This window comes from Bacteroides sp. K03 (assembly GCF_019734355.1).
Taxonomy (GTDB): Bacteria; Bacteroidota; Bacteroidia; order Bacteroidales; family Bacteroidaceae; genus Bacteroides; species Bacteroides nordii.
Genome location: NZ_JAASHC010000022.1, coordinates 26,149 through 40,360, shown reverse-complemented (window position 1 = coordinate 40,360; position 14,212 = coordinate 26,149). Strand labels below are relative to the sequence as shown.

Sequence of the window (14,212 nt, the reverse complement as noted above, 5' to 3'; positions counted from 1 at the left end):
TATGAAACAACACTCTCAATCGATATGAAACAAGTGTTTCAACCTGTTGAGAAAAAATTCTCAACCTATTGAGAAAACTTTCTCAACGTATTGAAACAAAATTCTCAATCCGATAAAACAAGATGAAACATTCCATCATTAATAAGAAATCAGTTCAGAAAGTATCTGTCCTCTATACCAAGGGTCATCAATCTCCTTCAACATAGCCCCCATCTCTGTACAGAGTTGTTTCACTATTTCCTGATTCTCTTCCAGCGGAAGGTTATTCATCTGATAAGGATCCTTCAAGTCATCGAACAGTAAACTCTTTTTCAACTGCTTTGTATCACGGTCGATATAGAGAGCCAGTGTATAATGTGCTGTTTTAATACCTCTTGACGATGGGAAATACGACACAACCAATCCGTTTTCATCTTTCTCTCCATCCAGATTCTGAATATAAAGAGCTCCTGTGGGACGCACAATATCCGCCTTTTCATCGAAGAACAACGGAGCAAAATTACGTCCTTGTACCTCAGCCGGAATAGAGTCTCCAAGGCCACACAATCCCAACAAAGTAGGCATGATATCCGGTGAGGAAATCATCAGATCATCTACACGTGGCTGAATCTTACCTGGATAACGCACCAGGAACGGAACGTTCATCGATTCCGCATAAGGAGAGTTTTTAGGATCATCCGTACGCTGACTGCACATTGTTTCACCATGATCGGAAGCAAATATAACGACTGTATTCTTATCCAGCCCCATCTCTTTCAATGCGTCCAGTATCTCACCAAAGGCCCGGTCTACCCCCGTCACTGAGGCGAAATAATAACGGGCAGACTCTGCCTTCTTCATCTTTGTATCCGCATTGGGACGAATCAAAAGGCTATCTAAAGGCTGATCTTTATACAAATCAAAGTCTTCTTCCATACAGTCATTGAGTGAACGATACGGACTATGGGGCGGATTCATTCCGACCATAATAAAGAATGGTTTCTTTGTATCACGTACATTGCCTTCATTTTTCAGATACGAAACGACCATTTTGGCCTCGTGCAAAGGTGACCACTCTTTAGGGTCATGTCTCTTGCCATCCGTATCCCAGTAATGAGGATTTTTATGTTCATCAAACGTGCCGTATGAATACCAATAATTGAAACCGTGGCGCCTCTCTTTGGGAGTATAAGCATCCCATACCGGCCGCTGCTCTTCTACATATTTTCCCGGATGCTCCGGATCATTAGGTGTAGGAAAGTCAGCATGGAGTTTACCAAAGTAAGCACAGTCGTATCCGGCATTATAGAATACATCGCCTATACACTCTGCATCTTCACGCAGTGAACTGATAGGACGACTGGAGTTACAATTCAATGGTACACCACTTTTATTTGGATACATACCCGTCAATAAACTACCCCGGTGCGGGCTACTCAGCGGACAGTTACTCTGTGCAGAAGTCAGCACTACCGATTCGCGGGCAAAAGCATTCAGGTTGGGGGTATGTACGGGGTCACCTTTGAAGTTTACCTTCTCCCGGAATCCATCCTGATTCCAGAACTCCATAGCCTGATTACGATACTGGTCCGGAAAAACATAGATAATATTGGGATGTCCGGCTTGCTCTACTTGCGGGGCTTTGCAACCCTGCAAAGCAAGCAAACTCAATCCGCCAAATAATAAGTTTACTCGATTGTTCATAGCTCTATAAGTCGTTAATAAGTAGTAAGTAGTTAATAAGTAGTAAGTAGTCAAGTAGTTAAGTAGTAAGTATGATACTATCTTCTACTTACTACTTAACTACTTGACTACTTAACTACTAATTAATTCCCCCCTTCCATTTCTCTTTTACGTATCAACGCTTCGAGGAAGTAGTAGTCGGCATAATTCAACGGAACATCAATCTCGGCACCGTGAGGAATACTACCTACAGAGTGCATCAGGATAAAGTTACCGTTTGTACCCACTGCCGCACGATAAGCCGGCGAGCCAAGACTTTCCATTATCTTATCGGCTGTTGCCTTATAATTATTCCCCGGGAGATAAGTTTCCAGCTCATACAAAGCTGAAGCCGTACAGGAAGCAGCAGAAGCATCGCGTGGTTCATTCGGAATATTAGGAGCATCAAAGTCCCAGTACGGTACAAGATCTTCCGGCATATTCTTATTGGTAAAGATAAAATTATACACCTTTTGCGCCTGATCAAGATACTTTTTATCATGTGTATAACGATAACAAGTAGTATATCCATAAAGTGCCCATGCCTGTCCACGAGCCCATGACGATTCATCAGCATACCCTTGTGCAGTTTGCCTTTTACGCACTTCACCCGTCTCCGGATCATAATCAACCACATGATAACAACTATTATCAGGGCGGAAATGATGAGCCATGGTAGTATCGGCATGTTTTACTGCGATATTATAGAAAGTAGAATCACCCGAAAGAGCAGTTGCCTCAAACAACAGTTCCAGATTCATCATATTGTCAATGATAACGGGGCATTTCCAGCCACGCGTTCCTTGCCAACCTCTATCAGCATCCCATGATTGAATTACACCGGCATTCGGACGAAAACGGGTAGACAATGACCGGGCGGTTTCAATAATTACATCTTTATATTCTTTTTTATCAGCCAGACGGTAACCGTTCAGATAGCTGCATCCAATCATAAAGCCCACGTCATGATGCCATTTCAAATGCTTTACTGAATCAAGAGCTTCTGTATATTTCTCTGCAAGAGGCAACCATTTCTTATCTCCGGTCAGCTCATAAGTGAGCCACATACTGCCAGGATAAAATCCCGAACACCAGTCGTCAATAGGGATATAGACTATATTTCCCTTTTCATCAATTGTACGGGGATTTAAAATCTTACCCGACTTTTCAATGATATCGGTCTGGATTGTGTTTTGTGCTACCGCATTGTCTATGTTATCCTGAATAAAGTCCTTTTCAACCGTTTTTTGGCTGTTACAACTCGTCAAGACCAGAAGGGAAAGCCCCAATGCACTCAAAATAGTTCTCATAATACATGGATTTATATTAGTAAAGTAATTAATTTCATGGTGGCAAAAATAAGGCAATCTTACAGATTTGACCGACCTAAATCATCCAATTAAGAGACATTTTTGGTACATTTGCAGAAAATAATGTGCCAATATACTAAAATATGCCGATGTGCCAATTGGCGTACGGTATTATTGCGCAGCCAATTGGCATATTGACACATAGAATAATTAGTTATTATGACACCACAAGAGTTTTTCAAAAATGACCTATTTGCCGAAAGGGCAGGCATTGTACTAATGGAAGTACGCGAAGGATACAGTAAAGCCAGACTGGAAATTAAAAAAGAACATCTCAATGCAGGCAACCGCACGCAAGGAGGAGCCATCTTCACACTTGCCGACCTCGCCCTGGCAGCTGCTGCCAATTCGCATGGGCAACTTGCTTTCTCTCTGTCCTCCAATATCACATTTTTACGCGCCAGTGGTGAAGGCGATACACTCTACGCCGAAGCCCGCGAACGCTACATCGGACGAAGCACCGGATACTATCAGATAGATATTACCAATCAGCAGAACGAACTAATTGCCACCTTTGAATCAAGTGTATTCCGCAAAGATCAGCAAGTACCTTTTACTTTGAAATGATTGAGGTCAACGGATAGCGATTCCCGGAAACACTCTTCAGAAAAGCTTTGGCCGATCCGATATTCAGAAACATATCTAAACGGACAGGGAGGTGATTCTTGTCATCCGTAATATAAAAAGTAATGACCTCCTTCTCTTTGCCTTTATCAGTGTATTCTACAAACGAAAAAACAAGGCAGCGATACGTAGTATCATTTTCTGCTGTGATATTCTTCATTCCACGATAGATCAGCGTCTGCTCCTCTACCCTACGTCCTGTAGCCATCGGGAAGTTGATCTTTTGCCCTACTTTATAATCCTTTGGATCGTAGGAACGAGCCTGTGCCAGAATACTAAGCATATCAAAAACACAACGGCTGTCACTATATTCCGTCTCCACTATCTCACCATCCCGGTAAGTCCGCTTCTGATTGACAAAACATAAGCCGTCTTTATAAGAGAACCAGGCCTCATCCACTGTATAGCGCTTACCTTCTTCAGCACCCTTCCGAAAATAACGGGGTTCGAGCTTCTCACCGACAATGCACGTCAGCGTATCACGCATTTTAAAAAAGAAATCAACCTTCTTACTGCTTATGGATAAAAGATTAAACCGGTAAGCAGGTTTGGAATGATAAGTGGTCGCATTCGTTGTAAGACTGGCTATCCCTGCTTTGATCCATACAAATTTCCAGTTAAAGAATAAATCGTACATCACATGTTCGCCAGATTTAAAAGCTTCATTGGGTGCTTCACACTGGGCCTTAGCAGGCATAGAGCAACACAGCCCTACCAACAGCACAAGCCATGCTAAATTTATCCGTTTACTAATTGCGGCGATTGTTATTTCTATCTTTCTTTTTCTTGTCTTCATCTGGTTTTTGCTTTTTAAGTTCATCCGGCTTCTGTTTGTCTAATGGAAGAGCCTTTACATCCCAGGTCTGTTCAACCTCCCAATTGGCTTTAGGTTCGAGTATCTGGGGATAGTAATACACCATTTCCGGCTGACGCTTTGTCTCGTATTCACCGCTATCCCATACACCATTCCCATTCGTATCATTTATCAAACGGGCACAATACTTACCCGGATTCAAGAAATAGAAGTCGGCCTGCCCATTGACAACCGGGACTTTTCGCACCACCTTATCCTGCGTATCAAGCAGTTCTACAAATGCAATAGAGTCACATCCTGAAACATTAAAATAGATGGCCCCGTATTCCTCCAGCGAACGAACTTTTATATTCTGTTTTATCTTATCTGTAAACAAACCGTAGATGCCATGAAAAGCTGTAGAATCTACAGAGAACTCATATTCCCGCGCTGGCTCCCAGTCATAATACAAGTTATATTTACGTAGATTCAACGAATCTTGTTCAAAGGTAAAGGAGATATCCTCCCATAGGGTATCTACCTTCTGTTTCAAATGAATAGCTGCACTATCAAATGAAGCTATCGGCTCGTCAAAAGAGAGTGAGATATAATCATATACGTCCATTGTAGACGGGATATACGTAGATACATGCAGGAACTTGGTTGGCTCCGGTTCCTCTTCTTCACCTTTCTTTTTCTTCTTTTTCTTAGGTTCGTCCACAGCCTTCTTCACAGTCTTCGCCACCAGGTTAAGAGTATCCGTACGGGGTACTAACTGATTAAGTGTATCTGTATACAAATAATTCAGGCTCAAAGATAAAGTATCCTGTTTATAAAGTAACGAATCTTTCACCCAATAGTGAATGGTATCATTAGTCAGATTCTTCTCTATAATAAAGGCATCCCTCTCATCAAAATTCAATCCTTTCAACACAGGCAGCGTATCTGCTTTTGCTGCAAAGTAAAGCGTGAACTTCTCAGGAGTCAACCGTTCGTTTTTCACAAGATATTGTGAAAACAAATCTTCCTTAAAGGAACGCAGAATCACATTGTCCGGTAAATAATAAGTATATTTCCTTTCTACGACCGTGTCGATGGTAAGAGAGTCCACCCAGGTAGTATCCTGACGTATACGTTCTTCCCAGCGGGGAATAACCAGCGAATCATTAAAAGCAAGTGCTTCACTCTTCTGGCTGAAAGCAAAGTTCTGGTCGGCATCCATCAAACCAAAAATGCGATATTTCCCCGGAGCAACACCACGAATCGTAAAATGTCCACGGCTATCCGTACGGGCTACTCTGTCAAAAGGAAGTTTCGTAAATGCAGTATCAGACAGATTGGAGTGCATACCTACCAGCATTCCTTTAACAGGTTCCAGATTGGAAGCTTCGAGCAATGTTCCGGATACTTCCATCGTATCAATCGCACTTCCGGTAGAGAAAGTAAAGGCAAAATTACCTAACGGATTGCCTTCATTGTTATCAACAATAGCATCCGAGAAATCAATTGTATAAGTTGTGTTAGGCTTCAAAGAATCAAGCAGGTTGACACTTATCTTCTTTCCTGATGCCTTTATCTCCGGTTGCTGCACCTGAGGAGGAGAAATCACGACCTTTTCATTCGCTTTCTCAAGCTTAATGAATTCGTCAAAGGAAAGTGATACTTTTGTTTTTGTATTATTAAGTGCCCCTGCAGCAGGCGTGCTGCCAATAAAACGGGGAGGAGTCTCATCAAGTGGTCCTCCATCGGGCCTTCCTATACTGGCACACGAATAGAGAGCAGCTATCACCGTAACCACAGCCAATACCTTGCGAATAAGCCTCTTCATATTATATTCTTTTCTTAACATGATGCAAAAATAAAGGTTCTCAGAGAATAAATACTATACTTTACACTTATTTAAAGGAAAATGTTCAAGTAATAGTGCTTCCCGCACGGGGAGGTACGACAAGCGATGATTCGTTGAAACGCAGATGATCGCAGATTTTCGTAAAGGAAAACGAATGTATGATAAAGATCCACAGTCTTTTAATCTGCGTTCATCCAGGTTTCTTTTAAACTCTGTGCCCTCTGTATCCTCTGCGGTTAAATACACTTAAAACTGTACAGTGACGAAGCTTATGGCCCAATCTTTTCGGTAGCGGAAGTATCCATAGACGATATCGATCCCCTTGTTCGGTATTGTACTTTGTCTTTCTCAGGAAGGAACGTTCCTTTCCCCGGTGAGTAGTCTTGTTTTAGATGTACATGTAAAGCAGCATGAGATGCACATGTCGTGTTGTCCCACATGCACATGTCGTACTGCTTTACATGTACATCTAAAACAATGTTACACACCGAGGCTTCATACGTTACTCTACGAGATAGAGCTTTATCAATACCGGAGAAAGAGACTGATAGCAATGACAAACGCCATTAAGCTCAAAACCGTACAGATATGAGCGAAACTCACCACAGAGTAACACAAAGTTTCACAGAGTACTATTTATCTGATGAAACACGGATTAACACAGATAAACACAGATAGATTAAAAGACTGTAGTTCTTTATCTTAGTTTTGTTTCCCTTTGCGAAAATCTGCGATCATCTGCATTTCAATAAAGATTTAAACTCTGTGGATCTCCGTGTTACCCTGTGGTGAAATATATTCAAAACCGATCAATAATGAACAATTTGCCAATGTGTTAATTTGGCAATGTCTTTCAGCAATACAGTGTAGCTAATTGGCGCATTGGCATATTGGCCACATAACTTTATTGTTTTATTAACAAAGAATCAAAGTAATACAACCCCGACAAGTCTTTAAATGTTATAATTTACCAATGAATGTACCATTCAGACAATACCTATATTAATAAGAGAAAAACATAGTTAAAAAAGAGTCGGTTATCGAACATTTATATAAGAATTTAAAGTACTTTTGCAGCGAAAAACTAAAGAGAAGAGTCTCAGTTTTCTCCTTCTATCCCTAATAATACTTATGAGCACACTATTTGTAGAAAATTTATCAATAAACACTGAATATAGAAGTATGAAAAGTAGAATTGTATTATTTGCATTTTGTTTGGCCCTCTTGTCGAGTTGTGGCAAAAAGGGTTTTGACTTGGGAGGAACCCCGGAATGTGCAGTGCAGGCATTGCAACCGACAACAGTTAATCTGACGAGTTCTTATCCGGCTACTATTAAAGGAAAACAAGATGTTGAAATCCGGCCACAGGTGTCTGGTTTCATCACTCAACTTTGTATCGACGAAGGTTCAATGGTAAAAAAAGGACAAGTGTTGTTCGTCATTGACCCGGTACAATACGAATCAGCCGCACGTGCAGCTAAGGCCGCAGTACAAACTGCAAAAGCAAACGTAGCTACCCAGGAAATCACAGTTAAGAATAAACGGGAATTAAACAAAAAAAACATCATCAGTGATTATGACCTGGAAATGGCCGAAAACACATTGGCTTCTGCCAAAGCACAACTGGCTTCTGCCGAAGCACAGTTAATCAGTGCCAATCAAAACCTGGCATATACCCGTGTCACCAGCCCGTCTAATGGTGTAGCAGGCTCTATCCCCTTCCGTGTAGGAAGTTTGGTTAGTGGTTCCAGTGCAACTCCGCTGACCACTGTTTCGGATATTTCTGAAATGTACGTCTATTTCTCACTTACAGAAAAAGAATTGCTCAACTTAATCCGCAAAGATGGCTCTCAACAGGAAGCATTGAACAACTTCCCACCCGTTCAGCTGACTTTGGCAGACGGTACCCTGTATGGTGACAGTGGAAAAATAGAAACGGTCAGTGGTGTTATTGACCAGAATACCGGTGCGGTAAGCATTCGTGCTACTTTCCCCAACAAAGGCCACTTGCTGAGAACAGGAGGAACAGGCAGTATCCTTATCCCTTATAGTTCACCCAACGCACTTGTTGTTCCGCAAAAGGCAACTTATGAAATTCAGGATAAGAAATTTGTGTATGTACTGCAAGACGACAACACGGTTAAGAATACAGAAATCAAAGTACTCAATCTTGATGACGGACAAAATTACATTGTTACTTCAGGACTGAATGCGGGCGATAAAATCGTATTGGAAAACGTAAGTACACTAAAAGACGGCGCAACGATCAAGCCGCTTACTCCACAAGAGTCTGCCGAACATTTCAAAGCATCATTAGAGCAGAAGAAATAAGTAAACATGTAAAATCAGAAGATTAAAATATGAAATTAGATAGATTTATTAACCGTCCGGTACTATCAACGGTCATCTCCATCCTGATAGTAATTCTGGGTATCTTAGGCCTTATATCACTGCCTATCTCCCAATATCCGGACATCGCACCTCCTACTGTACGTGTCAGCACGACTTATCAGGGAGCCAATGCACAGACTGTATTGAACAGTGTGATTGCTCCGCTTGAGGAGCAGATCAATGGTGTGGAGAACATGATGTACATGACTTCTACGGCAACTAACACCGGAGATGCCTCCATTGAAGTTTACTTTAAACAGGGAACCGACCCGGATATGGCTGCCGTGAACGTGCAGAACCGTGTTGCCAAAGCTCAGGGCTTCCTCCCAGCAGAGGTTACACAGGTGGGTGTTATCACCTCTAAACGGCAAACCAGTATGTTGCTTGTCTTCTCTCTCTATAGTTCAGATGACAAGTACGACAATGAGTTTCTTGAGAACTATGCCAAAATCAACGTTATTCCGGAAGTACAGCGTGTGCCGGGGGTAGGTGACGCCATGGTAATGGGGTCTGACTACTCCATGCGTATCTGGCTGAAACCGGAAATAATGGCTCAATATCACTTGATGCCGACTGACATCTCCGCTGCCCTGGCAGAACAAAATATCGAAGCTGCCCCGGGTTCACTGGGCGAACGCGGTAACCAGACTTTCCAATATACATTGAAGTATAAAGGCCGTCTGCAAAGCCAGGAAGAATTTGAGAATATCGTCATCCGCGCCACTGCCGATGGTGAAGTATTACGCCTCAAGGATGTAGCCAACGTTGAATTGGGACGTCTGACTTACGGGTTTGCCAATAAAACAAATGGTCATCCGAGTGTAACTGCCATTATCTTCCAGACAGCGGGTTCCAATGCAACACAGATTATCCAGGATTGCGAAACTTTACTGAAAAATGCAGAGAAAACAATGCCTCCGGGCGTAAAAGTAAGCATTTCGCAGAATGCCAATGACTTCTTATTCGCTTCCATTCATGAAGTAATCAAAACGCTGATTGAAGCCTTTATTCTGGTGTTCATCGTGGTATACATCTTCTTGCAAGACCTGCGCTCTACATTGATTCCTGCCATTGCCATCCCTGTAGCCTTGATTGGTACATTCTTCGTACTTTATATCATCGGATTCAGTATCAACTTGCTGACCCTTTGCGCCATGGTGCTCGCCATTGCCATAGTGGTCGACGACGCCATCGTCGTCGTCGAGGGCGTTCATGCCAAGCTGGACCAGGGTTACAAATCAGCCCGTCTTGCTTCCATTGACGCCATGAGTGAATTGGGTGGTGCCATTGTTTCTATTACGCTGGTAATGATGTCCGTGTTTATCCCTGTTAGTTTTATGTCGGGAACATCCGGTGTATTCTACCGCCAGTTCGGTCTTACCATGGCGATTGCAATCGGACTTTCTGCTGTAAACGCATTAACACTGACTCCGGCATTATGTGCTATCTTGTTGAAGCCTCATGATCCGGAAGAAAGAAAGAAGTCCACTTTCGTCAGCCGTTTCCACACTGCATTCAATGTTTATTATGACGGGATATTAAAGAAGTACAAGAAAGGTACGCTGAACTTCATCCATAAGCCCTGGCTGACAATAGGATCCGTAGTAGCCGGTATCGCCTTGCTGCTCTTCTTTATGAAGATCACTCCTACCGGACTGGTTCCCAATGAAGATACCGGTACCATTATGGCAGTTGTCGATCTTCCTCCCGGTACATCACAAGACCGTACCGAACAGGTATTGATGCAAATAGACAGTCTGCTTGCTTCCGAACCCGCTATCGAAAGCCGTACGATGATTTCCGGATACAGCTTCATGGCAGGTCAAGGACCGGGATACGGTTCATTTATCTGTAAGTTGAAAAACTGGGATGACCGTACCATTGAGCAGCGTTCCGACTTTGTCTCTGGTATGCTTTACCTCAAAGCCCGTAAGGTAATAAAAGATGCACGCGTTTTGCTGTTTGCACCTCCTATGATCCCCGGATATAGTGTATCCAACGGTTTTGAGTTGAACTTGCAGGACAAGACCGGGGGTAGCCTGGACAAATTCTATGAGGTGGCACAAGACTTTATAACCAAGTTGACAGAGCGCCCTGAAATTGCTTCGGCACAAACTTCATTTAATCCGAACTTCCCGCAATACATGATTGATATTGATGCGGCAGCTTGTAAAAAAGCAGGTTTGACTCCGAATGCAATCCTAACGACCCTACAAGGTTATTATGGTGGTCTATACTCATCCAACTTCAACCGTTTCGGTAAGTTGTACCGTGTAATGATCCAGGCGGATCCTAACAGTCGTACCAATCTGGAGTCTTTGAAATCAATCAAAGTGCGTAACGGAAATGAAATGGCTCCCATCACCCAGTTCATGACTATCAAGAAAGTATACGGACCGGATAATATCACCCGTTTCAACATGTTTACGTCCATGAAGATCAACGGTAACCCGGCTGATGGTTATAGTAGTGGTCAGGCTATTCAAGCTATGCAGGAAGTAGCAGAACAAACCCTGCCAACCGGATTCGGCTATGAGTTCTCCGGTATGACCCGTGAAGAGCAGAGTTCAAGCGGCAGTACAACGGCAATGATCTTTATCCTTTGCTTCGTATTCGTTTACTTGCTGTTGAGTGCCCAGTATGAAAGTTATATCCTGCCATTGTCAGTATTGCTTTCTGTACCATTCGGTCTGGCCGGTAGTTTCATTTTCGTACATCTGATGGGGCTTGCCAACAACATTGTCCCGATACTTGGGGCAGCGACCAACAACATCTATATGCAGATTGCCTTGATTATGTTGATCGGTCTGTTGGCAAAGAACGCCATTTTGATTGTAGAGTTTGCCCTCGACCGTCGTAAGATGGGTATGAGTATTACCTGGGCTGCAGTATTAGGTGCCGGTGCGCGTCTTCGTCCTATCCTGATGACCTCATTGGCTATGGTAGTAGGTTTGCTTCCTATGATGTTCGCCTTTGGTGTAGGTGCCAATGGTAACCGTGCATTAGGTGCTTCTGCCGTAGGTGGTATGTTGATTGGTATGATTTGCCAGATATTTGTAGTACCCGCATTGTTCGTAATCTTCCAGTACTTACAGGAGAAAATCAAACCGATGGAATGGGAAGATATCGACAATTCAGATGCTGAAACAGAAATTGAACAATATGCTAAATAAGATTAGAAGTTAGAAGCCGGCAGTTAGAAGTTAGAAGAACCCCATTCTTCTCCTGCTAACTACTAAATTCTAAATTCCAACTACTAAATAAGATTAGAATGAAGAAACAAATTATATATATGTTGTGTGCAACTGCTCTTCTGAGCAGCTGCCACATCTATAAATCGTATGACAGGCCCGAAGACATACTGACTGCCGGTTTGTATCGCGACACGGTAGCTACCGGTGATACACTGGCCTCAGATACTGCCAACTTCGGCAATCTGCCTTGGAGAGAAGTGTTTACTGACCCTCAGTTGCAAACACTTATCGAGCAAGGGTTAGCCAATAATACCGACCTCCAGACAGCCATCCTGAAAGTAGAAGAAGCCAAAAATGCGCTAATGACTTCACGTCTGGCTTATGCTCCTTCGTTAGCACTGTCGCCACAGGGAACAATCAGCAGCTTTGATAAAAGTGCTGCCACCAAGACGTATTCGCTGCCGGTAACAGCCAGCTGGGAAATTGACTTGTTTGGAAAATTGCTGAATGCCAAACGTGGTGCACAAGCTACCCTATTACAAACCAAGGCTTACCGCCAGGCTGTACAGACACAAATTATAGCCGGTATCGCCAATACGTACTATACATTGCTAATGCTCGACCGTCAGATGGACATCTCCGAACAAACAGCCGACATCATGAAGCGCAATGTAGAAACAATGCGTGCCATGAAAGATGCAGCAATGACCAATGCCGCTGCTGTTTCACAAAGCGAAACGGCTTATGCACAAGTATTGGCATCCCTTCCTGCTATCCGTCAGAGCATTCGTGAAACAGAGAATGCACTTTGTATGTTGCTCAGACAAGCTCCGCAAACCGTCAAACGCAGTACACTTGAAGAACAGCAACTGCCTTCTGAATTTTCAGTAGGAATACCTCTCCAGTTATTATCGAACCGCCCCGATGTGAAAGCTGCTGAAATGGCATTGGCCAATACTTACTATAACACCAATTCAGCTCGTGCTGCTTTCTATCCGCAAATTACAATCAGCGGTTCTGCCGGTTGGACTAACAGTGCGGGGAGTATGATTGTCAATCCGGGTAAACTTCTTGCTTCAGCTCTTGGTTCACTGACACAGCCTCTATTCTATCGTGGTAGTAATATTGCCCGTTTGAAAATAGCCAAAGCACAACAGGAAGAAGCAAAACTTGCTTTTCAGCAATCTCTGCTGAATGCCGGAAGCGAAGTTAGTAATGCCCTTTCTTTGTATCAAACAACAGCCGAAAAAACCTCTGCACGTAAATTTCAGGTAGAATCTGCAGAGAAAGGTGCTGAATATACAAAAGAATTGTTTAAATTAGGCACGTCTACTTATCTTGAAGTACTGTCAGCAGAGCAATCACTGCTTAGCGCACGTTTGTCGCAGGTATCTGACAGCTTCGACAGCATGCAGGCTATAGTAAGCCTGTATCGTGCATTGGGTGGTGGAAGAGAAGATTGAGGAAACGTTTCCTCAATCGTAAATCGTTAATAATTAAATCGTAAATAATATGATTAGTCCGTTAGCTTATGTAGACCCCGAGGCAAAAATTGGAAAAAATGTCACTATCGAACCTTTTGCCTATATCGAAAAAGATGTCGAAATCGGGGACGACTGTGTAATCATGGCCTACGCCAGTGTTCTGAAAGGAACACGTATGGGTAAAGGTAATAAGATACACCACCATGCAGTACTCGGTGCAGAACCTCAGGACTTCCACTATACGGGAGAAGAAACCAATCTGATTATTGGTGACAACAATCATATCCGTGAAAATGTAGTAATCAGCCGTGCAACCTTTGCAGGCAATGCTACAAAAATTGGAAATGAGAACTTCCTCATGGATAAGGTTCACATCTGTCACGATGTTCAGATAGGCAACCATTGCGTAGCAGGAATTGCAACAACAATAGCCGGCGAATGTACACTTGACGATTGTGCTATCCTAAGTGGTAACGTTATCCTCCATCAGTATTGTCATGTAGGTAGCTGGACATTGATCCAAAGCGGATGCCGCATCTCAAAAGATGTTCCTCCATATATTATTATGTCAGGTAATCCAACTACTTATCATGGGGTGAATGCTGTAGTACTGACTCAACACCACAATACTTCGGAGAGAATTTTACGCCATATTGCCAATGCCTACCGTTTGATTTACCAAGGTAATTTCAGCCTGACTGATGCTGTACAGAAAATCATAGATCAGGTACCAATGAGCGAAGAAATCGAAAACATCGTTAGCTTCGTGAAAGGATCGGAACGAGGTATTGTAAAATAAGCCTGAA

At 42.9% G+C, this 14,212-nt stretch carries 9 protein-coding genes; 5 read left to right on the top strand and 4 right to left on the bottom strand.

What is annotated here, in order from left to right:
* Positions 1-138: 138 nt before the first annotated feature.
* Together HCG69_RS14595 and HCG69_RS14590 are read right to left on the bottom strand one after the other, a co-directional pair.
* On the bottom strand, positions 139-1,683 hold the full coding sequence (locus tag HCG69_RS14595) for a sulfatase (protein ID WP_221650635.1): 1,545 nt from the start codon (positions 1,681-1,683) through the stop codon (positions 139-141).
* A 122-nt stretch (positions 1,684-1,805) separates the two neighbouring features.
* Positions 1,806-3,011: a glycoside hydrolase family 88 protein gene (locus HCG69_RS14590; protein ID WP_221650634.1), complete on the bottom strand. Its 1,206-nt coding sequence runs from the start codon at positions 3,009-3,011 to the stop codon at positions 1,806-1,808.
* Positions 3,012-3,230: 219 nt separating this feature from the next.
* Here HCG69_RS14590 and HCG69_RS14585 point away from each other — a divergent pair, with 219 nt between their 5' ends.
* Complete coding sequence (locus tag HCG69_RS14585) at positions 3,231-3,638, top strand: PaaI family thioesterase (protein ID WP_221650633.1); 408 nt, start codon at positions 3,231-3,233, stop codon at positions 3,636-3,638.
* Here the strand turns inward: HCG69_RS14585 and HCG69_RS14580 are convergent.
* Complete coding sequence (locus tag HCG69_RS14580) at positions 3,625-4,491, bottom strand: DUF3108 domain-containing protein (protein ID WP_002558658.1); 867 nt, start codon at positions 4,489-4,491, stop codon at positions 3,625-3,627. The genes HCG69_RS14585 and HCG69_RS14580 overlap by 14 nt on opposite strands.
* Entirely contained in the window at positions 4,445-6,316 is a 1,872-nt protein-coding gene (locus HCG69_RS14575; RefSeq protein ID WP_322933374.1) for an Ig-like domain-containing protein, read from the bottom strand. The genes HCG69_RS14580 and HCG69_RS14575 overlap by 47 nt, the downstream gene beginning before the upstream one ends.
* Before the next feature lie 1,203 nt (positions 6,317-7,519).
* Here HCG69_RS14575 and HCG69_RS14570 point away from each other — a divergent pair.
* From HCG69_RS14570 to lpxA, 4 genes are all read left to right on the top strand, one after another.
* A complete protein-coding gene (locus HCG69_RS14570) occupies positions 7,520-8,668 on the top strand; it encodes an efflux RND transporter periplasmic adaptor subunit (protein ID WP_221650631.1) in 1,149 nt (382 codons plus the stop codon).
* A 29-nt stretch (positions 8,669-8,697) separates the two neighbouring features.
* Positions 8,698-11,901 (top strand): efflux RND transporter permease subunit, encoded by a 3,204-nt coding sequence (locus HCG69_RS14565; protein WP_221650630.1) that lies wholly within the window; start codon positions 8,698-8,700, stop codon positions 11,899-11,901.
* A 98-nt stretch (positions 11,902-11,999) separates the two neighbouring features.
* Positions 12,000-13,385 (top strand): efflux transporter outer membrane subunit, encoded by a 1,386-nt coding sequence (locus HCG69_RS14560; protein ID WP_221650629.1) that lies wholly within the window; start codon positions 12,000-12,002, stop codon positions 13,383-13,385.
* Between the two features lie 49 nt (positions 13,386-13,434).
* Positions 13,435-14,205, top strand: a complete 771-nt coding sequence (gene lpxA / locus HCG69_RS14555) for an acyl-ACP--UDP-N-acetylglucosamine O-acyltransferase (RefSeq protein WP_221650628.1) — start codon at positions 13,435-13,437, stop codon at positions 14,203-14,205.
* Positions 14,206-14,212 lie beyond the last annotated feature (7 nt).

Excerpts from the sequence above, each read along its gene's own strand:
- lpxA (WP_221650628.1), top strand. The coding sequence starts at position 13,435 with ATGATTAGTCCGTTAGCTTATGTAGACCCCGAGGCAAAAATTGGAAAA.
- HCG69_RS14595 (WP_221650635.1), bottom strand. The coding sequence starts at position 1,683 with ATGAACAATCGAGTAAACTTATTATTTGGCGGATTGAGTTTGCTTGCT.
- HCG69_RS14560 (WP_221650629.1), top strand. The coding sequence starts at position 12,000 with ATGAAGAAACAAATTATATATATGTTGTGTGCAACTGCTCTTCTGAGC.
- HCG69_RS14585 (WP_221650633.1), top strand. The coding sequence starts at position 3,231 with ATGACACCACAAGAGTTTTTCAAAAATGACCTATTTGCCGAAAGGGCA.
- HCG69_RS14565 (WP_221650630.1), top strand. The coding sequence starts at position 8,698 with ATGAAATTAGATAGATTTATTAACCGTCCGGTACTATCAACGGTCATC.
- HCG69_RS14590 (WP_221650634.1), bottom strand. The coding sequence starts at position 3,011 with ATGAGAACTATTTTGAGTGCATTGGGGCTTTCCCTTCTGGTCTTGACG.
- HCG69_RS14580 (WP_002558658.1), bottom strand. The coding sequence starts at position 4,491 with ATGAAGACAAGAAAAAGAAAGATAGAAATAACAATCGCCGCAATTAGT.
- HCG69_RS14575 (WP_322933374.1), bottom strand. The coding sequence starts at position 6,316 with ATGAAGAGGCTTATTCGCAAGGTATTGGCTGTGGTTACGGTGATAGCT.
- HCG69_RS14570 (WP_221650631.1), top strand. The coding sequence starts at position 7,520 with ATGAAAAGTAGAATTGTATTATTTGCATTTTGTTTGGCCCTCTTGTCG.